Origin of the sequence: Microbacterium sp. LWH12-1.2 (genome assembly GCF_040675825.1) — a bacterium.
GTDB lineage: Bacteria > Actinomycetota > Actinomycetes > Actinomycetales > Microbacteriaceae > Microbacterium.
This window is the reverse complement of sequence record NZ_JBEGIJ010000001.1, coordinates 3,637,761-3,660,590: the sequence shown is the minus strand read 5'-3', so window position 1 is coordinate 3,660,590 and position 22,830 is coordinate 3,637,761. Positions and strand designations below refer to the sequence as shown.

Below are 22,830 nucleotides of genomic sequence, written 5' to 3'. Positions count from 1 at the left end.
GTCGGGTCGAGGGTCAGGTATCAGGAGCGGGCCAGGGCCGTGGGCTACTTGCCGGCACCCGCCGTGAGGCCTTCGCGCAGCGGCTTCTGTCCGAAGATGAACACGAGCAGCGCCGGGATCATCGAGATGATCACACCGGCGAGCACTGTGGCCACGCTTCCGGTGCCGAGGTTGCCCTGCAGCGTCACGAGGCCGAGCGGCAGGGTGAAGTTCTGCTCGCTGATCGTCATGATCAACGGCCTGAAGAACTCATTCCAGTGGTAATTGAACGCGAGGATGCCGACGATGGCCAGCCCCGGTGCGGCGAGCGGCAGGTAGACGCCGAAGAACACGCGCCAGGGTCCGGCGCCATCGATCTCGGCCGCCTCGGCGAGCTCGGGCGGCAGGCTCAGGAAGTACTGTCGCATCAGGAACGTGCCGAACGCCGTCGGCAGTGCCGGAACGATCAGCGCGAGCAGGGTGTCGGCGAGCCCCATACCTCTGACGAGCATGAACACCGGCACGATCGTGACCTGCATCGGCACCATCATCGTGGCGAGGATCAGCATGAACAGAATCTTCTTGCTGCGGAACTCGAACCGCGCGAAGACGTAGCCGGCCATCGCCGCGCTGAGCATCTGCCCGACCACGATCAGCAGCGTCACCAGGGCGCTGTTCCAGGTGTACAACCAGACCGGGATGCGCGCGAAGACGTCGGCGAACGCGCCGCCGCCGAACTCGATGGCGCCGGTGTCGATGTTCTGCGGCGACATCGCCGTGATGAGCGTCCACACGACCGGAGCCAGGGTGAGGAACGCGGCGACGATGAGCAGCGTGTACTTGCCGAGCGAACCCAGTCCGCGCAGCGGAGAGGTCCTCTGGACCGCTTCGATAGTCATGTCAGTTCCTCACCCGTAGAAGACGAAACGCTTGCTGAGCTGGAACTGCACGGCGGTCACCAGCATGATCAGAATGGTCAGCACGATGCCGATCGCCGAGGCGAGGCCGAACTCGAGCTGCTGGAAGGCGGATTCGTAGATGACCATCACCGCGGTGCGGGTCTCATCTCCGGGTCCGCCTCGGGTGAGGACGTAGGGCTGGTCGAAGATCTGCAGGGCGCCGATGATCGCCATCACGCTCGCGACGAGCATCGTCGGGCTGATCAGGGGGATCGTGATCTGGCGGAACTGCCGCCACCCGGTCGCACCGTCGATCGAGGACGCCTCGTAGACCTCCTTCGGGATGGCGGCGACGCCGCCGATGAAGAGCAGGAACGTGAACCCGAAGTTCTGCCACACGTACACCAGCAGCACGACGACCTTCGCTCCGAAGCCCGTGGTGAGCCAGCCGATCTTGGCGACGCCGAACCAGCCGAGCACCTGATTCACCAGCCCGAACTCCTGATTGAACAGGTAGGCCATCACCAGGGAGACGGATGCCGCGGACAGGATCAGCGGGAAGAAGAGCGCCGAACGGAAGAACGTGCGCAGCCAGTTCGGCATCTTCGATTGGACCAGAACCGCCAGCCCCAGCGCGACGGCGAGCTGCAGGGTCACCGCCACGATCACGAACCCGATCGTGTTCAGGAACGACACCCGCACGGTCGGATTCGCGGCGAGCTGGACGAAGTTGTCGACGCCGACGAATTCCGGAGCCGTGATGATGTCCCAGCGGAAGAACGCCAGAACGATCGACCCGATGATCGGGATGAACGTGAAGATGCCGAGCCCGATCACGGTCGGCGCCAGGAACACCCAGATGAGGAGGCGGTTGCCGCGCTTCTTCTCCGGAGCGGGCTTCGCGCCCTTGGGCACGACAGTGGCGCGGGTGGAGAGCGTCGTGGTGGACATCATCGTCCCTTCAATGCGAGTTCGAGGTCACGCTGCATCGTCTCCAGTCCGCGGCGGACGCCGCCCTGACCGTTGGTGATGGTCGTGACGACGTTCTTGATCAGCGCGGACTCGACGGCTGCCTGCTGCGGAGGTGCGGGCATCGGCCCGCTCTCGGGGAACTTGTCCAAGGTGTCGTAGAACACCTGCCAGTGCTTCGGCCCCATGCCTGCGCCGTACAACTCGTCGTTGATCGAACGGCGAGGGATCGAGGAATCCGGGCGCGGGTGGGCGATGCGGAGACCCTCGTCGGAGATGCAGTACTTCAGCCACTCCCAGGCTTCGTCCTTGCGAGGCGAGGTCTCCATGATGGCGTAGCCGCCGGCCCCGAACTGGTGCCGCTGGCTGCGCATCTTCGGGAAGAAGCTCACGTCGTATTCGTCGTTGGCGACACCGGCATCGTTCAGTCCCTGTACCCAGAACCCGCCAGCGGGGGTCATCCCGACCTTGCCGGTGGAGAACAGTGAGACGAGCTCGTTGCCGCCGCCCTGCGCCGGGTTGGCCGCGAGGCCTTCGCTGACCATCTGCTGCAGGACTTCGAAGCTCTCGATCGTGCGCTCATTGAGGGCGTCGGCGTTCTCCCACAGCGGCCCACCGCCGCGCGGCTTCTCGTTCGGATAGAACCTGTTCCAGAGCCAGTCCCCGCCGGGGGCCTTCTCCTCGGTGAGGAAGCTGGTGTCGTTCACGTACAGCCACGGCACCACTCCGCCCCAGAGGCGGTTGTTCCAGAAATAGGGCAGGAAGTTGCCGTCGGCCGACTTCTTCATGGCGCGGGACACCTGGAAGAAGTCGTCGACCGTCCAGTCGTCACGCGGGCGCTCCAGCCCCGCCCGTTCCAGCGCACCCGTGTTGTAGAACACATTCGGGGCGTTGAAGTTGTCTGGCAGCTGGAAGAGATTGCCCTTGTACATGAACGCCTCGACGAGTGCGGGATTCACGTCGTCGAAGTACTCCTTCAGTTCGTCGCCGTCGCGCTGCACGTATTCGTCGATCGGGTGCGCCATCCGTGAGGCGAACAGCTGCGTGCCCTCGGTGGCCACCGTGACGACATCCGGCGGCGTTCCCGCGGCGACCATCGTGAGGATCTTGGCGAAGTAATTGCTCCAGTCCTGCCCCTGGATCGCGACGATGCGCACGGCGATTCCCGGATGCTTGCGCTGAAACCCTTCGACGAGCGCCTGCCGCGCTGCGGCATCCTGCGCGGTGCCGAAGAGCGCCACGGTCAGAGCGTCATCGCCTCTGCCGGGGATGTCCCCACCGGTGAGGCGAGGCCATGAGACGGCGGTGCCGATGGCACCGAGTCCGAGCAGGGCGATCATCGCCCTGCGACTGAGTTCAACCACGTTGTCGTTCCCCGCTCGTGAGTTTCGGCCTGAGCGGTCGACGACGACGAACTCAGGTGCTGAATTGATTCAGCAAGAGGAAAGTAGCACCCGATCCCACCCGATGGCAAGAGTTATGCTGAAATGGTTCAGCACTTGTCGGGGAGGCAGATGATGGAGAAGCCGGTCACGCGACGCGTCACACTCGCCGACGTCGCCCGGCAGTCCGGCATGTCCAAGGCGGCCGTGAGCATGATCCTCAACGACAAGCCGGGCACCCGCCTCTCCGAGCAGGCGACCGAGCGCGTGCGCGCGGCAGCCGCAGAACTCGGCTATCGCCCCAATCCTGCCGCCCAGAGCCTACGGCTCGGAAAGACCAGGGCGATCGGATTCATCTCCGACCAGGTGACGATCACCCGCTATGCGTCCGGCATGATCAGCGGCGTCCTCGCCGCGGCCAAGGAATACGGCCACACGGTACTGATCGCAGAAGCCGGCGAGGCCGGCCAATCCGGGATCGCCGACGCCTTCGAGTCGATGATCGACCGCCGGGTCGACGGGGTACTGGTGGGTCTCCTGGGGGCGCGCCTGATCGATCTGCCCGAGACCACCGTGCCCGTGGTCGTCGTGAACGGAACGACCACGGCAGATCACCCCAGCATTCTCCCGGATGAGCACACGGCCGGGCTGACGGTGGTGCGGCGGCTCACCAGCGCAGGCCACCGTCGCATCGGGCTGATCGGCGATGTGCCCCATGCGTTCGGCAATCCCCGCGAGAGCGTGACGATCGATCTGCGCTTCGCCGGAATGGAAGAGGCGTTCGCCGAGGCCGGGGTCATCCCGGTGCGGGTGCCCGTGCCGGATTGGATCCCCCAGGTCGGCTACGCGGAGACGCATCGGATGCTGGATGCTCATCCCGACCTCACCGCGATCCTCGCGTGCAACGACAACGTCGCCTTCGGCGTCTATCAGGCTCTGGCCGAACGTGGAACCCGCGTGCCGCACGACATCTCCGTGATCTCCTACGACGACGAAGAACTCGCCGGCTACCAGCGCCCAGGGCTCACCACCGCCCGACTGCCGTACGAGGAGATGGCACGACGCGGAGTACGGATGCTCCTCGGCGACAGCGAGCCGGCGCACGAGTTGGTGCCGATGCCGCTCATCGAGAGGGAATCGGTCGGCGGGCCGGCGTGAACGCCGGCGGTCACCGGGGAAACGATCACGCCGCCCTTTCGGTCGACGGTCTCAGAGCCCGACGGCCTAGAGCTCGACCGGCGGAGCGGGCTCGGATTCGGCGACTTCCGGGTGGCGTGCGAGGTTCACGATCGCGGCGATGAGGCCGCCCCAGACCGTGACCATGGCGATGATCATCATGACGATCGCTGTCGTGGTCATGCGCGTGCTCCCTTCTCGGACGGTGCCAGTGCATCGATCGTCCCGGTCTCCGGGTCGGCCTCATAGCTCTCATCGACCAGGAACTCGTCGTACTCGGGGTCATCCTTGGCGTGCGAACGGCCGCTCCACGGGAGGACCGACAGCACGAGCGCGAGGATCACCAGCGAGATGACCATCCCCCAGCCGAAGATCGCGAGGAACCATGCCGGATAGTCGCCGTACGGGGCCGAGGTCTTCGCGATGATCTCGCTGACGAGCAGGTAGCCGAGCACGATCGGACCGAGGACGCCGACGCAGATCTTCCAGATGCGGCCGACGCCGAAACTCGAGCGGCGGTTGAGGTGCTCCTGCAGAACCGGCAGCTTGTGCAGCATCCAGGCCACCACGATGACCGCGACGAGCGCCACGGCCATGATGCCGAAGGCGTTGACGAAGGCGTCGGCGGTGTCGAGCACCGACAGCGCGGTCGTCGTCGAGAACAGCGCCATCGAGACGATCGCGAGCGGGATCGACACCACCATCGTGGTCCGGATGCGCCCCCAGCCGAGCTTGTCCTGGAGGGCGGCGACGATCACCTCGAGGATCGAGATGAGCGAGGTGACCCCGGCGAACACCAGTGCTCCGAAGAACAGCACCCCGATGATCGAGCCGCCGGCGGCGTTGGAGACGATCGTCGGGAAGGCGATGAACGCGAGGCCGATCCCAGATGATGCGACACCCGCGACCTCCGTCCCCTGCGCCTGAGCCATGAATCCGAGGGCTGCGAAGACGCCGATGCCGGCGAGGATCTCGAAGCCCGAATTGGCGAACGCGACGACGAGACCGGAGCCGGTGAGGTCGGTCTTGCGCTTCAGGTACGACGAGTAGGTCACCATGATCCCGAAGGCGACGGACAGCGAGAAGAAGATGTGGCCGTACGCCGATGCCCACACGGCCGGGTCGGCGAGGGCCTCCCAGTTCGGCGTGAAGAAGGCGTTGAGGCCGTCCATCGCACCGGGAAGGAACAGAGACTGTACGACGAGGATCGCGAACATCACCGTGAGCAGCGGCATCAGGATCATGTTCGCCCTGCCGATGCCGCGCTTGACGCCGAGCGCCATGATCCCGATGACGACCAGCCAGACGATGATGAGCGGCACTCCGACCTGCGGCACGAACTCGGTCGAGACGCCGACCGCGGCGACATCCGCCGACTTCAGGAAGTCGACGAAGAAGAAGTCGTTCTCGTTACCCGGCCCCCAGGTGAGCTGCGCCGAGAACCAGGTGTACATCGCCGCCCACGCGATGATGACGGCGTAGTACACGGCGATGACGACGCAGATCAGCACCTGCCACCACCCCAGCGGCTCCGCAGCGCGGTGGATGCGTCGGAACGCGAGCGGCGCCGATCCGCGGAAGCGGTGACCGATCGCGTAGTCGAAGAACAGCAACGGGATGCCGGCAGTCAGCAACGCGCACAGGTACGGGATGAGGAACGCGCCACCGCCGCCCTCGTAGGCGACGTACGGGAAGCGCCAGATGTTCCCGAGGCCGACCGCCGAGCCGATGGCCGAGAGGATGAACACGTTCCGTGAGCCGAAGGCCTCGCGCTTGGGTGCCTGCGTTGTTGCGTTCGCCATGACCGCGACCCTACCGGAGTGCGTGCCCGCTGTCCGCGAGGCGAGCGGGAGGGTCCGTCCGCGGTACACCCGTCTGCTCGAATTCACACCTGCAGGCCGAAAAAAGCGGTTTCCGCCTGCAGGTGTGCTTTCGGACCGACAAAGTGTCCCGTCGAACGGCTCACCTGTCCGCCGTGACGCTCCGGAACCCCCGCAGGCGCAGACTGTTGCCGACGACGAACACGCTGGAGAACGCCATCGCAGCACCGGCGAGCATCGGGTTGAGCATGCCGAGCGCGGCGATCGGGATCGCGGCGACGTTGTAGGCGAAGGCCCAGAACAGGTTGGTCTTGATCGTGGAGAGGGTGCGGCGCGACAGGCGGATCGCGTCGACTGCGCTGCGCAAGTCGCCTCGGACGAGGGTGATGTCGGATGCCTCGATCGCGACGTCGGTGCCCGTGCCCATGGCCAGCCCGAGGTCGGCCTGCGCGAGGGCGGCGGCGTCGTTCACACCGTCGCCGATCATCGCCACGACCTTGCCCTCCTGCTGCAACCGGGTGATGACGTCGACCTTGTCCTGGGGCAGAACTTCGGCGTGCACCTGCTCGATCCCGACTTCGGCGGCGATCCGGCGGGCCACCGCCTCGTTGTCACCGGTGAGCAGAACCGGGGTGAGGCCGAGCTCCTTGAGCTGGGAGATCGCCTCGGCGCTGGTCGGCTTCACCGTGTCGGCGACCACCAGGATGCCGCGGGCCCTGCCGTCCCAGCCGATCGCGACGACCGTCTTGCCGTCGCCCTCGGCATCCGCTTTCGCACTTGCGACCTCGGGGCTCAGGTGCAGCGCCCAGTCGGCGAGCAGGGTGTCGCGGCCGACGACGACCGCCACACCGTCGACGACGCCCTGCACGCCCTTGCCCTCGATGTTCGCGAAGTCCTCGGGAACGGGCAGCGCGCCGATCTCCTGGGTCGCGCCCTTCGCGATGGCCTGTGCGATCGGGTGCTCGGACGCGTCCTCGAGCGCGCCGGCGAAACGGAGCAGCTCGGCACGATCAACACCGGACTCGGTGACGACGTCGACGAGGGTCATCCGTCCGCTGGTGACGGTGCCGGTCTTGTCGAGCACGACGGTGTCGACCCGGCGGGTCGATTCCAGAACTTCCGGGCCCTTGATCAGGATGCCCATCTGCGCGCCGCGGCCGGTGCCGACGAGCAGCGCCGTCGGCGTAGCCAATCCCAGCGCGCAGGGGCAGGCGATCACGAGTACGGCTACGGCCGCCGTGAACGCCGCGGTGACGGGGAACCCAGCCCCCAACCACGCCCCGAGCGCAGCCACGGCGATGGCGATGACGATCGGCACGAACACCCCGGAGACGCGATCGGCCAATCGTTGCACCTCGGCCTTGCCGGTCTGCGCCTCCTCGACGAGCCGGGCCATCTGCGCCAGCTGCGTGTCGGAGCCGACCCGGGTGGCCCGCACCACCAGACGACCGCCGGCGTTGACGGTGGCGCCGGTGACGGCATCCCCCGCGCCGACCTCGACCGGCACCGATTCGCCGGTGAGCATCGAGGCGTCGATCGCAGAGGTGCCGGAGACGACGACCCCGTCGGTCGCGATCTTCTCCCCCGGTCGCACGATGAATTCGTCACCGACCGCGAGCTCCGCGGTGGGGATCTTCACCTCGACGCCGCCGCGCAGCACCGAGACCTCCTTGGCGCCCAGTTCGAGCAGAGCGCGCAGCGCCGCCCCCGCCTGCTTCTTCGACCGCTTCTCGAAGTAGCGGCCCGCGAGGATGAACATCGTCACCCCCGCGCCGACTTCGAGGTAGATGTTGGCTGCGCCGTCCGATGGAGCAATCGTGAACTCGAAGGGATGCGTCATCCCCGGCGTGCCGGCGGTGCCGAAGAAGAGCGCGTACAGCGACCAGAGGAACGCCGCGGATGTGCCCATCGAGATGAGCGTGTCCATCGTCGCCGCGCCGTGCCGGAGGTTCATCCAGGCGGCGCGGTGGAACGGCCATGCCGCCCAGATGATGACGGGAGCGGCGAGCGCGAGCGATGCCCACTGCCAGTAGGTGAACTGCAGCGCGGGAATCATCGCCATCGCGATCACCGGCACGGTCAGCACGATCGAGCCGATCAGCCGATGCCGCAGAGACGTCAGCTCGGGGTCCTCGGAATCGCCGGCATCCGTACCCGCGGCGACCGCGGGCTTCGGGAGGTGCGCGGTGTAGCCGGTCTTCTCGACCTCCGCGATCAGCAGTGCGAGGTCGTACCCCTCGGGGAGGGTGACCTTCGCCTTCTCGGTCGCGTAGTTCACGCTCGCCTCGACGCCGTCGAGCTTGTTCAGCTTCTTCTCGATCCGCATCGCGCAGGAGGCGCAGGTCATGCCCCCGATCTCCAGTTCGATGCCCGGTCCTCGCACAGGCACTGCCGATGTGCTCATCGTCGTTCCTCTCTTCTCGCGCCGTGATCCGTCGGATCAGTGCGAATCGTCGTGCGTGTCGGATTGTTCTCCGTGAGGCGCCTGTGCCGCCTCGACGACGAACTCCGCGCTGTGCACTGTGCCGTCGACCTGGAAGTCGAGGTACAGCAGGTACCGTCCGGCGGTCGGTGCTTCGGCCATGAACCCGATTTCGGGCCCGGATGTCTCTCCCGCCTCGGGGTCGTCTCCCTCGGCGTGCACGTGCAGGTAGGCCAGGTCGCCCTCGCGGAGGGCGACGAGGTGCCCGAAAGCGCCGAGATACGGCTGCAGGGTCGTCACCGGTTCGCCGTCGCGGGTCACCGTGATCGTGAGTTCGCCGGACGCTCCGGCCGCGAGGTCACCCTCGAGCGAGACCGTGTAGCCGTCGACGTCGTCGACTTTCGACAGCGCCGGCTGCGTCGGGGCGAAGGATCCGGCGACCTGCAGAGTGCGCGTCAGGGTGAGCCCGACCGCATCCTTGCCGCTCGGAGTGAAGTCCGCGTAGACGCGGTAGGTTCCGGCATCCGTCCACGTCCAGGGGAGCGACCAGAGGCCGGTGCCCGTGTCGAGTTCCGGGTGCACGTGGCGGAACAGCATCCCGTCGGAACGCACCACGATCAGGTGGAGCTCCTTGTCGTGAGCGGTGGCGTACGACGTCACCGGTTCACCCGCTTCATCGAGGATGCGGAAGCTCAGCTCCCCGCCCTCCCCGACGGCGCCCGGCGCCTCGACGGGCGACAACGTGAAGCCACCGGCGCTCAGGGACAGGCCTTTCAGCGCGTCCGCCGTCGTGTGTTCCGACGCACCGTGCGCCGCGGTTCCTGCCTCTTCTGTGTGACCGTTCATCTCATCCTTCTTCACCCATGTCGCAGCGATGTCGCCGGGGACGACCGCGCCCGCGACGGCGAAGGCCGCACCGAATGCGACCACCAATCCTGCCCCGTAGAGCGCGAGTCGTCCGCCGGCGTTCATCAGACGCGCACTGCCGAATAGCCGGCCTCGCCGACCGCGGCCAGAACCTTGGCGTCGTCGAGGTCGTCAGCGCCGGTGACGACGAGCTGGCCCGTCTTCGCGCTCACCTGGATGCTCTCGACTCCGGAGATCTGCTCGACCTCTTCGCGCACCGACATCTCGCAGTGTCCGCACGTCATGCCGGTCACCTGGTACTCAGTCGTGGTCATGATGTTCCTCTCCGTCTGGGACGCTTTCGGTCCGATACTGATGTCAACCCTATACCCCCTAGGGGTATTCCCGAGTCCGTCGGACCAAATGAATGTCGACGTTCCGCGTAATGATCCGACTCGAACTCCGTCTTCTGTACGAGGGGTCATGTCGCCCCTCGTCGCGCTCTGGGAATAGCGCATCCGCCACTGGGGAATTCGGGTAATCACATGGAAATGAACATTCAGCGTCCGGCAACGAAGCCGCACCACACGCAGGGCGAAGGAGTCTCGCGTCGGTCCGTCGCCAAGGGCCTCGCCTGGTCGGCACCGGCCATTGCGTTGGCGGTTGCAACACCGCTCGCAGCCGCTTCGACCAACGGGCCGGGCTGCGGCTGCCTCACCACCGGCTCACTGGGCGCGTTCACCGCGCAGTCGCTCACCGTGCTCAACGTCGGCACCGTGACAGGCAGCATCGTCTTCAACCTCAACAGCGGTGGTTGCGATGTCGGCTTCTTCAAGCCCGGATACACGGTCATCGGAGTAGGCGGGAGCATCTCCTTCAGCGATGGCACCAGTCACAACTACACCGTCGCCGGAACGACCGGTGTCGGCACGATCGGACAGATCAGCGCCTTCACCTCCACCTTCTCGGTGCTGGGCAACGTGAACATGCCCGACGACATCTTCCCGCCCTACGGCCCGAAGATCCCTACCAGACTCTGCATGACCTTCACGGCGATCTTCATCCCGCTCCTTCCGATCCCGCAGGTGGAGTGCACGTACAGCCTGTGCTTCGACATCTCCAACCCGTCGAGCCTCGGCGCCGTGGTTGCCGGCACGGGAACCGTGAACTGGACCGACCTCACGCCGAGCAACCCCGTGCTCACGGCTTTGTAAACCGACGGGGATGCATACTCATGGAACTGTCATGAGCGCCCGCCCGGCCTCCTTGGCCTCGCAGGTCCGCAGGCGTCGTCGGCGCCGACGCATGGAGCGCTACTACCGCTCGATCAGCCCGGCGATGGAGCGCATGAAGACGATCGGCACCACCGTCCTGGTCGTCGGCGGCGTCGGCTTCCTCGTCTGGGTGTTCGCCTTCTATCGGTGAGGACTCAGCTTCTGTCGGTGAGCGCAGGGCGACTGAGCGCCGCGGCGTGCGGCGGCGTCTGGCCCGCCCGCACGCCGCGGCTCGAGATCAGGCCTTGCACCGCGGAGGACATCGACACGATGTGGGAGTGGCGGCGGCTTCCGGAGGTGAGCCAGTGGCTGAGCCCGGCTCCGGATACGCTCGGTGCCTTTCGCGCGTACTTTCGGGCGCCCTACCGGCTCGCGTCGACGTTCATCATCGATCTGCACCCTGAGCGCGAGGATGAGCTTCCGACGCCGATCGGTGACGTCACGGTGCGCTGCATCGACGGCGAGGCCGACGAAGAGGTGGCCGGCGATGCGCGGGGCGTCGAAGCGGAGCTCGGCTGGACACTCGACCCCGCCCACGAAGGAAACGGATATGCCACCGAGGCGATCCGCGCGGTGATCGACACCTGCTTCGGGTCACTCGGTATGAGACGAGTCCACGCCGGATGCTTCGCCGACGACGAGCATTCGTGGCGCCTCATGGAACACCTCGGGATGCGACGTGAGGGGGTCAGTCGCAAGAGCGCCCTCCATCACTCAGGCACCTGGCTCGACTGGATGAGCTACGGACTCCTCGCCGAGGAGTGGCCCGTGATCGAGCTGGTGCGGGGATCGATTCCGGCTGACGTCGAGAAATGCGTCAGCCTGTGGACCGAGGTCGCCTCCGCTCGCGAAGGATCCGCCGAGATGCGCGGAACGGACGACCGGCTCAGGCAACTCTTCGACGGCCCGGTCGCGCGGTTCACCGTGGCGGGAGAGCCGCTGGCCGGGTTCGTGCTCGTGGTTCCCAAAGCAGGAGACGACGGCACGCTCGTCCTCGAGAGACTGGCGGTGCGGCCGATGGCCGCGGGCCGGGGAATCGATCGCGCGCTTCTCACCGACGTGATCTCGTGGTCGGAATCGAACGAGTTCGAGGCCATCGAAGTGGCTGTGCGCGCCGGCGACAGAACGACGCCTCTGTACGAGGCAGCCGGTTTCCGGCCCGCCGTCGGGCCGACCCCGCGCGCCCTCAGCGACGACCCACTGGTCACATATCGCCTCCCCCTCCCGGCGAGCGCGCGTGAACAGCGGGATTGAGTTCAGAAGTCGCCGAGCAAGACCGACGGCCCGGAGCATCACGCCCCGGGCCGTCGTCCTCACCGGTCAGTGACCGGACCTGTTCGTCAGAGCGCTCCGGCTCGGACGTGGTTGATCACCCAGGCGCCGACCGGCTTGAGGGTGGAACCGGTCCACGGGCCGTTCGTGTCGCAGGTGCCGACCTTGAACGCGGCGCCGCTGAGCGGGTCATCGGAGAAGTTCCACTTCACCCAGCTGATGTCCTTCTCCTCCATGAGGTCGAGGTAGCGCTCGGCCATGGGGAGATCGAGCGCTCCGCCTCCGGTGTACTCCTCGGCACCCCACTCCGTCACGAAGGTGGGCAGCACGTCAGAGGTGTTGTCGAGTGCCGTGAGGTACTCGTCGCGGTGCGAGGTCGCGTAGAAGTGGAACACGTACATGATGTTCGTCGCGTTCACCGGGTTGGCGATGATCGGCGCAGGTCCGTGGTCACCGGACACTCCGAAGGAGGACCAGTCGGGCGTGCCGACGAGGATCACGGCGTCAGGATCGATCGCGCGGATCACCGGGATGATCTTCTCGGCGTAGCTCTTGATCGTGCTCCACTGCACGCCGCTCGGCTCGTTGGCGATCTCGTAGAGAACGGTGCCCTTGCTGCCGTGGCGCGTGGCGATCGCCTTGAAGAACTTCTTGGCGTTCTCGAGGTTGACGTTGGGATCGCCCTTCTCGAGGATGTGCCAGTCGGCGATCGAGTACATACCGCGGTCGTGGGTCTCCTGGATCAGGTCACCCGCGAGGTTCGTGAAGTGCGTCGGGTTGCTGACGTAGCCGTCGTCTTCCACATACGTGGACAGGCGCACCACATCGGCGCTCCAGTCGTCGGCCAGGGCATCGAATGCGGAGTCGGTCATGCAATCGCTGTGCCACTGCAGCCCGTGCGTGCTCATGCCGCGCAGCTGCACGGGGACGCCGTCTTCACTGCAGAGCTTGAGGCCGCAGACCTCCAGAGTGCCGGCCTTCTCGACCGGGGTTCCCGTGGTGGGGCCGCCAGAGCCATCGCCGGGAGTGCCGTAGACCTTGAGCTCCCACAGGGAGTAGCCCCACGCCGTGCCGCGGACGGTGTTGTAGATGCGCAGGTAGCGCCCCGTTCCCGAGCCGGTCCAGCTGTCGGTGCCGCCGTTGCCTGCAGTCTCGGTCTTGAGAGTCGTCCAGGTGCTGCCGTCTGCCGACATCTGGATCTTGTAGCCCTTGGCGTAGGCCGCCTCCCAGTTGAGGTCGACCTTCGACACGGTGGCTCCGGCTCCGAGGTCGACGCTGATCCACTGCGCGGCCGAGCCCTCTTCGCTCGCCCAGCGCGTCGTGGAGCTGCCGTCGACGGCCTTGCCTGCGCCGAACGTCGAGTCCTCGATCGAGGATGCCGTGGCCGGGCGCCCCTGAGAGATCAGGGTGTCGGCAAGTGTGCCGACAGGGTCTGCGGCAGCCGCCGTGGGCATGATCATCGCTGCGGTCACGAGCACCGCGGCCAGCCCGGCGAGACTGCTCCTCATCATGGCTTTCTTCATCGGTCATCCTTTCGTGGGATCACATCGTCGTATCCCCGTGGCGGTATGGCGCTGCATTCCATTAGGAAATGTTGTTTATGAATGCCTTGCGGTTGAGAGTGTAGCCGTCACCGAGCGTCACGACCAGCCCCCTGCACCGATCGTCCGACGAGCGTCGCGACCGACGGGAGGCGCCGCCGGCGTGACGGATGCTGTCAGGTGGCGCGCCCGCGAGTGAGGACGACAGCGGAACGCACCTCGACGCCCGCACGAAGTCGGGGCCGCGCCTACAACCGAGATCGCGTGGTCACGCGGACTCTCCGAGCATCTGCGCGTAACCCTCCCGGAACGAAGGGAAACGCAGCGACCCGAGGAAGTCCACCAGTAGCTGTCCGTCCAGCACGGTCCCGCCGCCGACCTCCGGTACGACTCGCGGTGGAGGCTCCACACCCAGGCGATCCGCGATGAAGGTCACCACTTCACCCAGCAGGGCCGGCTCCGTGTCGACCGCATGGATGAGCGCCGGCGGGGTCTCGGCCCAGAGCATCGCGTGGAGCAGCCCGACGAGATCGTCCTCGTGGATGCGGTTCGTACGTCGTGAGTAGTCGACGGGCGCGTGCCCTCGGACACGACGGATCAACGAGTCCCGCCCAGGCCCGTAGATGCCTGCCGGCCTGACCGTGACGGCACCGAACAGCTCAGCAGCCAGGGCTTCTCCCGCCAGGAGCGCCCGGGCGCGCGCCCCGGCCGGGGCCGCCGCATCCGACTCTGAAAGAGGAGCGGTGCCCGCACGCCCCTCGAACACTCGCGTCGATGAGACGAAGACGACCCGCGAAGGGAGTGACGGCAGGGCGTCCGCCAGGTTGGTCAGCGCGGCCGAATAGATGTCACTGCCATCGCGCTCCTCGGCATCCGGAGGCAGAGTGATGACGACCGAGTCACAGGGTGGGAGAGCACGGCTCCGAGCAACGCGGAGGTCGTCGGCGATCACCGAGAATCCGTCAGGGAGCTCCGCACTTGAGCGGCGCATCGCAAGAACCTCGACACCCTCAGCGACGAGGCGCTCGCCGACCTTGATCCCCAATTTTCCGCAGCCCACGAGTAGGGTCCTCCCGGGCGACCTTCGCCCCCGGCCCCAATTCTGCAGCGACGTGTCCATGTGCTCTCCGTGTTTCTGGGTGCGAACCGCTCGTCAGCCGGTCGGGCGAACGACGTAGTCGATGAGATGCCGGAACTGGTCGGCGTCGATCTGACGACGCGCGAGGACGGGAACGATGATCGCCCCGAGGATCGCGAGCCCGAGCTGATCGACGGGAGCGTCCTCGGCGAGCTGTCCCACCTGGACCGCGCTGACGAATCGCTGCGAGAGCTTCTGATCGGCCCCGAGCGCCGCCGCGAGACGGTCGCCCACGGCAGCGTCTTCTGCTGCGGCGGCAACCAGGGAACGCAGGAGCGACCCACCAGCGGGGTCGGCGACGATCGCGAGGATCGTTTCGAGCCAGACAGTCAGATCGCGCCGGAGGTCGCCGGTGTCAGGGAGGTCGATCTCGACCGGTATCAGTCGGCCTTCGATCATGCAGTCGGCGATCAGAGCTCCGCGCGAACGCCACCACCGGTAAATGGTCTGCTTGCCGACGCCGGCTTCCTTGGCGATACCTTCCATCGTGAGGTTGTCGTAGCCCTGCCGGGTGAGCAGGCGGGCTGTCGCATCAAGGATGGAGTCGCGTGCCGCCGCGCTGCGGACGGGCCCGCTTCGATGTTCGCTCATGACCCTCAGCTTATCCTCAGACTCTAGACGAGACGTGCCGTATCGTCTATCTCGTCCTCCTCTCCTTCTCCGAACGGAAGTCCTCGTGGCATCTCTGCTTTCTCGCTTGGCCTTGCTTGCAGCTCGACGCGCCTGGGCGGTGATCATCGCGTGGGTCGTGATCCTCGGAGTGTCCATCGGAGCGTTCCTCGCGGCATCCGCTCCCCTGACGAACAGCTTCGACATCCCGGGCACGGCATCGGGTGCGGTCACCGATCAACTGGCCGAGAAGCTTCCTGACACCGCAGGCGGCACCGGAACGATCGTCTACCGCACCGATGACGGCTCCGCTCTCACCACGGACCAGCGGAAGCAGATCTCCGATCTCACCGCGTCAGCCGCCGACCTAGACGGTGTCGCTGCCGTCGTCGACCCCTTCGACGCGCAGCAATCGCTCGCCGACCAGACGAAGAAGCTCTCCGACGGGCGTGCCCAGCTCGCCGCGGGCACGGCGCAGCTCGCGTCCGGCCAGGAACAGCTCGATGCCGGTCGCGCACAGCTCGATGCCGCGCAGCAGCAGCTCACTTCGGCTCGCGAGCAAGCCGTCGCCGAAGGTGCGTCTGCGGACCAGATCTCCGCGATCGACGCCCAGCAGGCACAACTCGACACACAGACGGCAGCCCTGCAGCAGCAACAGAACACGCTCGACTCTTCGCGCGCCAAGCTCGAGTCCGGCGTCGAGCCCCTGGATCTCGGCGAGGAACTGCTCGGCTTCGCCGACGGGATCAGCGTCGTCTCGGAGGACGGCTCGACCGCGATCGTGAACATCTCCTTCACCCAGCCGCGTCTCGAGCTGAGCACCGAGGTCAAGCAGGGCGTCATCGATCACTTCGAGAAGACACCCATCAGCGGCACCGAGGTCTCCTTCGCGACCGACCTCGCCCAGGGCGCTCCCCAGCTCTTCGGCGTCGGCGAGGCTCTCGGCCTCGTCTTCGCCGCCATCGTCCTGGTCGTCCTGCTCGGCTCCCTCGTCGCCGCGTCGCTCCCGATCGTCACTGCGCTAGTCGGCGTGGGCATCGGCGTCACGGCTTCGCTCGCGTTTTCGGGGGTCATCAGCATGGCATCCCCTACGCCCGTCCTCGGCCTGATGCTCGGGCTCGCGGTCGGCATCGACTACGCGCTGTTCATCATCAACCGGCACCGCAAGCAACTGCTTGCAGGCGCCGAGGTGCGCGAGTCGATCGCCCTCGCCAACGGTACGGCGGGCACCGCGGTCGTCTTCGCGGGCTCGACCGTCATCGTCGCACTGCTGGCGCTGAACATCACAGGCATCCCGTTCCTCGGCCTGATGGGAACCGTCGGTGCGGTCTGCGTCGCGGTCGCCGTCCTCATCGCGATCACCCTCGCACCCGCGATGCTGGCGCTGCTGGGCGAACGACTGCTCCGCCGCAAGGCTCGCGCGAGCATCGGCCACCAGCGCGCCGTGAAGCCTGCCCGGCCGATGTCGACCGTGCGCGCGATCGTGACGGTCGCCGTGTCAGTCATCGCCCTGCTGATCATCGCCCTCCCCGCCCTGTCGATGCGGCTCGGACTGCCCGACGGCGCCAGCGAACCGGAAGGCTCCACCTCCGCCCAGGCATTCGAGGTCGTCGGTGACGAATTCGGTGCCGGCGCGAACGGTCCGCTCCTCGTCAGCGCGTCCGTGCCCGGCGGCGTCTCGGACGACGATCTCCTCGCCACCCAGGTCGACATCGCCCGCGCACTCGCTGCTCAGGATGACGTGGTCGCCGTCGCCCCGATCGCCAGCTCCGAAGATGGCACGCTCCTCGCGTTCCAGGTGCTCCCAAAGGACGGCCCGAACAGCACGTCGACGGCGCAGCTCGTCCAGGATCTCCGCGCTCTGCCAGCGGTCGATGGCGATATCACCCTCGGCGTGGCCGGTCAGGCGGCCACCAACATCGACATCTCCGACGGACTCAGCGCGGTACTGCCGCTGTATCTCACCGTGGTCGTCGGGCTGTCCCTGCTCATCATGATCGTCGTCTTCCGCTCGATCCTGGTGCCGATCATCGCCACGGCCGGGTTCATCCTGTCGCTGTTCGCCACCTACGGGCTGGTCACCGCGGTGTTCCAGTTCGGGTGGGGCGCCGACCTCATCGGCCTGCATTCGGTCGGTCCGATCCTCAGCTTCCTTCCGGTCATCCTCGTCGGCATCCTGTTCGGGCTGGCGATGGACTACCAGCTGTTCCTCACCTCGGGGATGCGGGAGGCGTACGCGCACGGAGCGAATGCCCGCCTGGCCGTCGCGCAGGGGTTCCAGTCCGGGAAATCCGTCGTCATCGCGGCGGCACTGATCATGATCGCGGTGTTCGGCGGCTTCATCTTCTCGGAGTCCACGATCATCCGCTCGATCGGCTTCGGACTGGCGTTCGGCGTGCTCCTCGACGCGTTCGTGGTGCGGATGCTGCTCATGCCCGCCCTGATGCATCTGCTCGGCCGCTCCGCCTGGTGGCTGCCGAAGAAGCTCGACCGCATCCTGCCGGATGTCGACATCGAGGGCGCCTCGCTCGAGCGAACGCACCCGCACCCGCGCGCCTGATCAGCAAGACGAACGCAAGGAGCAACGATGAACACAGCAGTTATCACCGGCGGCGCCGGCGGAATGGGCCTGGCGACCGCGAAACTGCTCGGCCACGACCACCGAATCGTGATCGCCGACCTCGGGCGGGAGCGGATCGACGATGCGGTCAAGGAACTGACCGGCATGGGGATCACGGCATCCGGTGTCGTGTGCGACGTTACCAACGAACGGTCGGTGAACGACCTCCTGGTAGCCGCCGCGTCCGGTGGGAACCGCGTGCGCGCCGTCGTTCACACGGCTGGAGTCAGCCCGCAGATGGGCAAGCCTGATCTGATCGTGCGGATCAACGCGCTCGGCACGGCGAACATCGCGCGGGCCTTCCTCTCCCTGGCCGACGAAGGCGACGTGCTGGTCAACGTCGCCTCCTACGCAGGTCACGCGCTGCCGGCGATCCTCATCCCCTTCCGCAAGTTCCCTCTCGCAGAGAGCGACCCGGCACGGTTCGTGCGCAGCCTGGTTCGTCGAGCGTCTCTCGTCGGACGCAAGCAGCATGCCGGATTCGCGTACGCCCTGAGCAAGGCGTACGTGATCTGGTACAGCACGACGCTGGCCGCGCGGTTCGGCACACGAGGAGCACGAGTCGTTTCGGTGTCGCCGGGAAGCTTCGAAACGGCGATGGGCCGTCTCGAAGCGGATCACGGCGCCGCAGACCTCCTCAAGACCGCCGCCCTGAAGCGCTTCGGCAAGCCGGAGGAGATCGCTTCGGTCCTCGCCTTCTGCGCCAGCGAGGCACCCGGATACCTCACCGGCACCGACATTCTGGTCGACGGGGGAACACGTGCCGGACACAGGGGCCGGAAGCGCTCGACCTGACCCGGGTTGCCGCCCCGCGACTACCAAAAACGAATGAGCCCCCGGAATCCGGGGGCTCATTCGTTGAAGATGTCCTGAGACATCCCATGGCGGAGACGAGGGGATTTGAACCCCTGGACCCCGTAAGAGGTCTCCACCTTAGCAGGGCCGCAGAACGCCCATCAGAGGCGAAAACATGCACTTCTCACATGCCCGCCGCACTCCACACACGACATCATCCGCCACTTCGGTTCGCGCTGAGTCCGCACGATTCAGTCCACTGCGGGTGACCTCTCCGATCGCCAGGAGAGGACTGCGAGCCCAGCAGCCACAAGAACGTGGAGCGCCCGGGACCTACGATGTGAGTGTGGCAACGTCGTGCAAGGAATCCTCATCACGTGGGTCTCGCCCCTCACCCCTAGGAGCAGGGCGGATGCGAGAGTGACCGATGTCACGGCAATCTATGACGATCTCGTTCGATTCGAGACGATCCTGTGGGGCGCGGTAGACGCCAGATTGCGGCGCGACTGCGACCTGAGGCTGACCTGGTTCGAGATCATGCAACTCCTCCATCGAAACCCTGGCGCACGCACGCAAGACATCGCCAACGAGTTCTCGATCACAGTGGGAGGAGTGAGCAAAGTTATAGACCGCATGGTCGATGCAGACTATTGCCGAAGGTCACCAAACCCTGCTGACGGTCGTTCGGCCCTGATCTCACTGACGGCGGAGGGCACCCGCAAACTGGAGATCGCGCGTCCAGTGTTCGAAGAAGAACTCGAGAAGCGATTTCGATCCGTGCTCGGCCCCGCCGAACTCGCCCGACTGGCCGTCGCACTGAAGCTGTTGCGCGTCAGCGCTCAACACCGCGACGAGGTCGACAAGGAATAGGACCTGCGAGACAACGCCCTGCCTCGGGTCCAGTTTCGAAACGGGACCCGAGGCAGGGCTCGAGGTCACGCAGGTGACGGCATCGAGTAGACGCCGAAGTGGTGTCCGTCGGCGTCACGCAGGCGCGCAAAACTCACACCGGCGGCGTCCACAACGGGCTCCATCGTGACGGTACCGCCAAGACTCCGAGCCTTCTCGATGGTCGAAGGAACATCCTCGACCAAGACGTAGAAGACGGCGTACTCATCGGAGGAGTCCGCGTGTTCGAAGATCCCCCCCGTCGGGCCAGGCGCTCCGGGAGTGACTGCGGCGTGGTAGTTGACACCCTCGAGATCGGTGTTCAAGCGGAACTGCCATCCGAAGAGTTCACCGAAGAACTTCTTCACGTCATCTGGCTTGCCACTGCCGATCTCGAACCAGGACACGGATCCGATAGCGGGAGCATTCATGTTTCCTCTTCTCGTTTGGAGCTGATCGTCTGACCACCATACGGGATTTAGTTGACAAGGAATATAACCGGCCCGTATCGACCGAGTAGAGTGGGCGTATGAGGCGACGAGAATGGTGAATCAGGAAAGCTCGAAGTCGACGGATGCCGGCGCCGTGCGGGTGCGAGGCGCTCGCGTGCACAACCTGAAGAACATCGATGTCGATATTCCGCTGGGCAAGCTCGTGGCCCTGGCCGGAGTATCCGGCTCGGGTAAGTCCTCGCTCGCCATGGGTGTGCTGTACGCAGAAGGATCCCGCCGGTACATCGAGGCTCTTTCCACATACACCCGCCGTCGCATGACGCACGCGACGAGAGCGACTGTCGACTCGGTCAGTCATATTCCCGCCGCTCTCGCGTTGCGACAGCGGCCAGGGATACCTGGGGTGCGCTCCACCTTCGGCACGTCGACGGAGCTACTGAACGTCTTGCGAGTGATGTTCTCACGGCTCGGCTCACACCTTTGCCCCAACGGACATCGCCTGGCGCCCACCATCGACGTTGCTGCCAACCTCGACCTGGTATGCCCAGTCTGCGGAGCGACCTTCTACCCTCCCGGAGCAGAAGTGCTCGCGTTCAACTCCGCCGGCGCCTGTCCGACGTGCTCTGGCACCGGGATCGTCCGAAGAATCGATGACGCGACACTCATTCCCGATCGGTCGAAGAGTATCGAGCAGGGAGCCGTCGCACCGTGGGGGATGTTCGGGCTATCGGTCATGCCGCAGGTCGTGGCGGAGTTCGGCGTCAGAACAGATATTCCCTATTCCGAACTCACCGCCGCTGAGCATCAGATCGTTCTGAACGGCCCCGCGGAGAAGAAGCACATCGCGGTGCCGTCGAAGAACGGCAAGCTCTTCGAGATGAACTTCACCTACCGGAACGCGCGACTTGCCGTCCAGGAGGCGTTGGACAAGGCAACGGGCGAAAGAGGCCTCGACCGTGTGCGTAGGTTCATCACCTCGGGGACGTGCGAGACCTGTCACGGCTCGAGGTTGAGCGCTCAGGCGTTGGGCAGCGAGGTCGCGGGGATCAATCTGGCCGCGGCTTCAGCGAAGACTCTCGACGAAGCGGTCGACTGGGTGGCGAGCGCTGCCGAAGACCTCCCGCCGGAGATGCTCTCGATGGCACAGATGATAGTCACGCAGTTCACCGACATGGCTCAGCGACTGCTCGAGCTGGGACTCGGCTACCTGGCGCTCGATCGCGCCAGCTCCACCTTGTCCACCGGCGAACGGCAGCGGGTCCAGTTGGCTCGAGCGGTCCGCAACGAGACCACCGGCGTCCTGTATGTGCTCGATGAGCCGTCGATCGGCCTGCATCCGGCGAACGTCGAGGGCCTCGTCGGCGTCATGCGGGATCTGCTGGCCAGCGGCAACTCGATCATTCTCGTCGACCACGACGTCCAGGTTCTGAGAGAAGCCGACTGGCTGATCGAGATCGGACCCGGATCCGGTGCAGAAGGTGGTCACGTCCTGACGCAAGGCACGGTGGCGGAGGTCTCGGCAGACGCGTCATCACTGATCGGCGGGTTCCTCGATGGGCGTGAAGAGACCGTGATCAGAGACCGACCGTCGGTGGCAGATGTCTTCGCCAGCGGAGCGCTGCACATCCAAACGGATCCGATCCACACCGTGCACAGCCTCGATGTGCAGATCCCGGTGGCACGCATCACCGCAGTCACCGGAATGTCGGGATCAGGCAAGACGACTCTCGTGCTCGACAGCATCGTCCCTGCACTTCGGACGCGGGAAAGCGGTACGGAAATGCCCCTGCACGTGCGGTCGTTCGACCCTGCCGGGATCCGCCGCGCCGACGTGGTGGATGCCACCCCCATCGGAGTCAATGTCCGCTCCACGGTCGCCACGTACAGCGGCGTGCTCGACGAGCTCCGCCGTGCGTACGCGACTACTCACGGCGCCCGTGAACAGGGCCTGAACGCCAGCGCTTTCTCCTACAACACCGGGTCTCTGAAGTGCCCCCGATGCGAAGGCACTGGCCAGGTCGTCCTCGACGTGCAGTTCCTGCCCGATGTCGAGATCCCCTGCCCCGACTGCGACGGAAGTAGATACGCGCCTCTCGCGCACACGATCACCAGACTCGGAGCAAACGGCGTCGAAGTAAGCCTTCCCGACCTTCTCGGCATGACCGTCAAGCAAGCCCTCGCGTACATCAGCGATCTTCCGAAGGCGAAGAAGAAGCTGCAGACACTCGCGGACCTCGGCCTGAGCTACCTCACTCTTGGTGAGGACACTCCCGCCCTGTCCGGGGGCGAGGCGCAGCGGTTGAAACTCGCGACCGAGCTCAGCAGAGATCAATCCGACGCGCTCTTCGTCTTCGATGAGCCGTCCGTAGGGCTTCACCCCATCGACACCCGCGTACTCATCGGAGTACTGGAAAGGCTCCGCGCACGGGGGGCGACGATCGTGGTCATCGAACACGATCTCGACGTCATCGCCAACTCGGACTTCGTCGTGGATCTCGGCCCTGGAGGCGGTACCGCGGGCGGCAGAATCGTTGCGAGCGGCACCGTTGATGAAGTCGCATCACGCCCTGAGAGCGTAACCGGTCGATACCTGCGCGAGTCTCTCAGCAGATGATCGGGGCAGCTTTCTTCGCATCCGCCCCCGTCACCTCGTGACCGGTGCCGACATCGCGTTCGGTGACGCCAGCGATCGGTCGGACGGCGAGCTCCCACCTCGACGCCGACACTGACAGCGCGGGGCCTCTACCG

Annotated in this window: 20 protein-coding genes; 8 read left to right on the top strand and 12 right to left on the bottom strand. The window is 66.0% G+C overall.

Going from position 1 to position 22,830, the window contains the following annotated elements; genetic code table 11:
• Positions 1 to 44: 44 nt before the first annotated feature.
• Genes MRBLWH12_RS17385 through MRBLWH12_RS17375 form a run of 3 tightly spaced genes read right to left on the bottom strand, consistent with a single transcriptional unit; the run spans position 45 to position 3,211 of the window.
• Positions 45 to 878 (bottom strand): carbohydrate ABC transporter permease, encoded by an 834-nt coding sequence (locus tag MRBLWH12_RS17385; protein WP_363550987.1) that lies wholly within the window; start codon positions 876 to 878, stop codon positions 45 to 47.
• A gap of 9 nt (positions 879 to 887) precedes the next feature.
• Positions 888 to 1,829 (bottom strand): carbohydrate ABC transporter permease, encoded by a 942-nt coding sequence (locus tag MRBLWH12_RS17380; protein WP_341975972.1) that lies wholly within the window; start codon positions 1,827 to 1,829, stop codon positions 888 to 890.
• Positions 1,829 to 3,211 carry an ABC transporter substrate-binding protein gene (locus MRBLWH12_RS17375; protein ID WP_341975973.1) on the bottom strand — a complete coding sequence of 461 codons (1,383 nt, stop codon included), beginning with the start codon at positions 3,209 to 3,211 and terminating at the stop codon, positions 1,829 to 1,831. The genes MRBLWH12_RS17380 and MRBLWH12_RS17375 overlap by 1 nt, the downstream gene beginning before the upstream one ends.
• Before the next feature lie 150 nt (positions 3,212 to 3,361).
• Here MRBLWH12_RS17375 and MRBLWH12_RS17370 point away from each other — a divergent pair, with 150 nt between their 5' ends.
• The gene (locus MRBLWH12_RS17370) at positions 3,362 to 4,387 is read left to right on the top strand and encodes a LacI family DNA-binding transcriptional regulator (RefSeq protein WP_363550985.1); all 1,026 of its coding nucleotides are present in this window, start codon (positions 3,362 to 3,364) and stop codon (positions 4,385 to 4,387) included.
• A 66-nt stretch (positions 4,388 to 4,453) separates the two neighbouring features.
• Here the strand turns inward: MRBLWH12_RS17370 and MRBLWH12_RS17365 are convergent, their stop codons facing one another.
• The 5 genes from MRBLWH12_RS17365 to MRBLWH12_RS17345 form a co-directional block, all read right to left on the bottom strand.
• The gene (locus MRBLWH12_RS17365; RefSeq protein ID WP_102194762.1) at positions 4,454 to 4,588 is read right to left on the bottom strand and encodes a methionine/alanine import family NSS transporter small subunit; all 135 of its coding nucleotides are present in this window, start codon (positions 4,586 to 4,588) and stop codon (positions 4,454 to 4,456) included.
• Positions 4,585 to 6,207: a sodium-dependent transporter gene (locus MRBLWH12_RS17360; RefSeq protein ID WP_363550984.1), complete on the bottom strand. Its 1,623-nt coding sequence runs from the start codon at positions 6,205 to 6,207 to the stop codon at positions 4,585 to 4,587. The genes MRBLWH12_RS17365 and MRBLWH12_RS17360 overlap by 4 nt, the downstream gene beginning before the upstream one ends.
• A 160-nt stretch (positions 6,208 to 6,367) precedes the next feature.
• Entirely contained in the window at positions 6,368 to 8,629 is a 2,262-nt protein-coding gene (locus tag MRBLWH12_RS17355; RefSeq protein WP_363550983.1) for a heavy metal translocating P-type ATPase, read from the bottom strand.
• Between the two features lie 36 nt (positions 8,630 to 8,665).
• Positions 8,666 to 9,619, bottom strand: a complete 954-nt coding sequence (locus MRBLWH12_RS17350) for a heavy-metal-associated domain-containing protein (RefSeq protein WP_363550982.1) — start codon at positions 9,617 to 9,619, stop codon at positions 8,666 to 8,668.
• Entirely contained in the window at positions 9,619 to 9,828 is a 210-nt protein-coding gene (locus tag MRBLWH12_RS17345; RefSeq protein WP_363550981.1) for a heavy-metal-associated domain-containing protein, read from the bottom strand. Before MRBLWH12_RS17345 ends, MRBLWH12_RS17350 begins: the two co-directional genes overlap by 1 nt.
• A 210-nt stretch (positions 9,829 to 10,038) precedes the next feature.
• On the opposite strand from MRBLWH12_RS17345, the gene MRBLWH12_RS17340 reads away from it, so the two are divergent.
• Genes MRBLWH12_RS17340 through MRBLWH12_RS17330 form a run of 3 tightly spaced genes read left to right on the top strand, consistent with a single transcriptional unit; the run spans position 10,039 to position 12,021 of the window.
• Positions 10,039 to 10,707, top strand: a complete 669-nt coding sequence (locus MRBLWH12_RS17340) for a hypothetical protein (RefSeq protein WP_363550980.1) — start codon at positions 10,039 to 10,041, stop codon at positions 10,705 to 10,707.
• A gap of 31 nt (positions 10,708 to 10,738) precedes the next feature.
• Entirely contained in the window at positions 10,739 to 10,918 is a 180-nt protein-coding gene (locus MRBLWH12_RS17335; protein ID WP_341975981.1) for a hypothetical protein, read from the top strand.
• Between the two features lie 17 nt (positions 10,919 to 10,935).
• Complete coding sequence (locus MRBLWH12_RS17330) at positions 10,936 to 12,021, top strand: GNAT family N-acetyltransferase (RefSeq protein WP_363550978.1); 1,086 nt, start codon at positions 10,936 to 10,938, stop codon at positions 12,019 to 12,021.
• A gap of 86 nt (positions 12,022 to 12,107) precedes the next feature.
• Here MRBLWH12_RS17330 and MRBLWH12_RS17325 read toward each other — a convergent pair whose 3' ends face one another.
• The 3 genes from MRBLWH12_RS17325 to MRBLWH12_RS17315 form a co-directional block, all read right to left on the bottom strand.
• Positions 12,108 to 13,562 (bottom strand): cellulase family glycosylhydrolase, encoded by a 1,455-nt coding sequence (locus MRBLWH12_RS17325; RefSeq protein ID WP_341975983.1) that lies wholly within the window; start codon positions 13,560 to 13,562, stop codon positions 12,108 to 12,110.
• Positions 13,563 to 13,848: 286 nt separating this feature from the next.
• Complete coding sequence (locus MRBLWH12_RS17320) at positions 13,849 to 14,700, bottom strand: sugar nucleotide-binding protein (RefSeq protein ID WP_363550976.1); 852 nt, start codon at positions 14,698 to 14,700, stop codon at positions 13,849 to 13,851.
• Positions 14,701 to 14,733: 33 nt separating this feature from the next.
• On the bottom strand, positions 14,734 to 15,309 hold the full coding sequence (locus tag MRBLWH12_RS17315) for a TetR/AcrR family transcriptional regulator (protein ID WP_363550975.1): 576 nt from the start codon (positions 15,307 to 15,309) through the stop codon (positions 14,734 to 14,736).
• 85 nt (positions 15,310 to 15,394) lie between these two features.
• On the opposite strand from MRBLWH12_RS17315, the gene MRBLWH12_RS17310 reads away from it, so the two are divergent.
• The 3 genes from MRBLWH12_RS17310 (at position 15,395) to MRBLWH12_RS17300 (ending at position 19,612) form a co-directional block, all read left to right on the top strand.
• A complete protein-coding gene (locus tag MRBLWH12_RS17310) occupies positions 15,395 to 17,887 on the top strand; it encodes an MMPL family transporter (RefSeq protein WP_363550974.1) in 2,493 nt (830 codons plus the stop codon).
• 27 nt (positions 17,888 to 17,914) lie between these two features.
• On the top strand, positions 17,915 to 18,742 hold the full coding sequence (locus tag MRBLWH12_RS17305) for an SDR family NAD(P)-dependent oxidoreductase (RefSeq protein WP_363550972.1): 828 nt from the start codon (positions 17,915 to 17,917) through the stop codon (positions 18,740 to 18,742).
• 420 nt (positions 18,743 to 19,162) lie between these two features.
• Entirely contained in the window at positions 19,163 to 19,612 is a 450-nt protein-coding gene (locus MRBLWH12_RS17300; protein ID WP_363550971.1) for a MarR family winged helix-turn-helix transcriptional regulator, read from the top strand.
• A 65-nt stretch (positions 19,613 to 19,677) separates the two neighbouring features.
• On the opposite strand, the gene MRBLWH12_RS17295 is transcribed toward MRBLWH12_RS17300, so the two are convergent.
• Positions 19,678 to 20,061, bottom strand: coding sequence for a VOC family protein (locus MRBLWH12_RS17295; protein ID WP_341975986.1), 384 nt, complete (start codon positions 20,059 to 20,061; stop codon positions 19,678 to 19,680).
• 112 nt (positions 20,062 to 20,173) lie between these two features.
• On the opposite strand from MRBLWH12_RS17295, the gene MRBLWH12_RS17290 reads away from it, so the two are divergent.
• Complete coding sequence (locus tag MRBLWH12_RS17290) at positions 20,174 to 22,696, top strand: excinuclease ABC subunit UvrA (RefSeq protein ID WP_363550969.1); 2,523 nt, start codon at positions 20,174 to 20,176, stop codon at positions 22,694 to 22,696.
• Positions 22,697 to 22,830: the final 134 nt, after the last annotated feature.

Excerpts from the sequence above, each read along its gene's own strand:
- MRBLWH12_RS17385 (WP_363550987.1), bottom strand. The coding sequence starts at position 878 with ATGACTATCGAAGCGGTCCAGAGGACCTCTCCGCTGCGCGGACTGGGT.
- MRBLWH12_RS17380 (WP_341975972.1), bottom strand. The coding sequence starts at position 1,829 with ATGTCCACCACGACGCTCTCCACCCGCGCCACTGTCGTGCCCAAGGGC.
- MRBLWH12_RS17370 (WP_363550985.1), top strand. The coding sequence starts at position 3,362 with ATGATGGAGAAGCCGGTCACGCGACGCGTCACACTCGCCGACGTCGCC.
- MRBLWH12_RS17365 (WP_102194762.1), bottom strand. The coding sequence starts at position 4,588 with ATGACCACGACAGCGATCGTCATGATGATCATCGCCATGGTCACGGTC.
- MRBLWH12_RS17360 (WP_363550984.1), bottom strand. The coding sequence starts at position 6,207 with ATGGCGAACGCAACAACGCAGGCACCCAAGCGCGAGGCCTTCGGCTCA.
- MRBLWH12_RS17355 (WP_363550983.1), bottom strand. The coding sequence starts at position 8,629 with ATGAGCACATCGGCAGTGCCTGTGCGAGGACCGGGCATCGAACTGGAG.
- MRBLWH12_RS17350 (WP_363550982.1), bottom strand. The coding sequence starts at position 9,619 with ATGAACGCCGGCGGACGACTCGCGCTCTACGGGGCAGGATTGGTGGTC.
- MRBLWH12_RS17345 (WP_363550981.1), bottom strand. The coding sequence starts at position 9,828 with ATGACCACGACTGAGTACCAGGTGACCGGCATGACGTGCGGACACTGC.
- MRBLWH12_RS17340 (WP_363550980.1), top strand. The coding sequence starts at position 10,039 with ATGGAAATGAACATTCAGCGTCCGGCAACGAAGCCGCACCACACGCAG.
- MRBLWH12_RS17335 (WP_341975981.1), top strand. The coding sequence starts at position 10,739 with ATGAGCGCCCGCCCGGCCTCCTTGGCCTCGCAGGTCCGCAGGCGTCGT.
- MRBLWH12_RS17325 (WP_341975983.1), bottom strand. The coding sequence starts at position 13,562 with ATGAAGAAAGCCATGATGAGGAGCAGTCTCGCCGGGCTGGCCGCGGTG.
- MRBLWH12_RS17320 (WP_363550976.1), bottom strand. The coding sequence starts at position 14,700 with ATGGACACGTCGCTGCAGAATTGGGGCCGGGGGCGAAGGTCGCCCGGG.
- MRBLWH12_RS17315 (WP_363550975.1), bottom strand. The coding sequence starts at position 15,309 with ATGAGCGAACATCGAAGCGGGCCCGTCCGCAGCGCGGCGGCACGCGAC.
- MRBLWH12_RS17305 (WP_363550972.1), top strand. The coding sequence starts at position 17,915 with ATGAACACAGCAGTTATCACCGGCGGCGCCGGCGGAATGGGCCTGGCG.
- MRBLWH12_RS17295 (WP_341975986.1), bottom strand. The coding sequence starts at position 20,061 with ATGAATGCTCCCGCTATCGGATCCGTGTCCTGGTTCGAGATCGGCAGT.
- MRBLWH12_RS17290 (WP_363550969.1), top strand. The coding sequence starts at position 20,174 with ATGGTGAATCAGGAAAGCTCGAAGTCGACGGATGCCGGCGCCGTGCGG.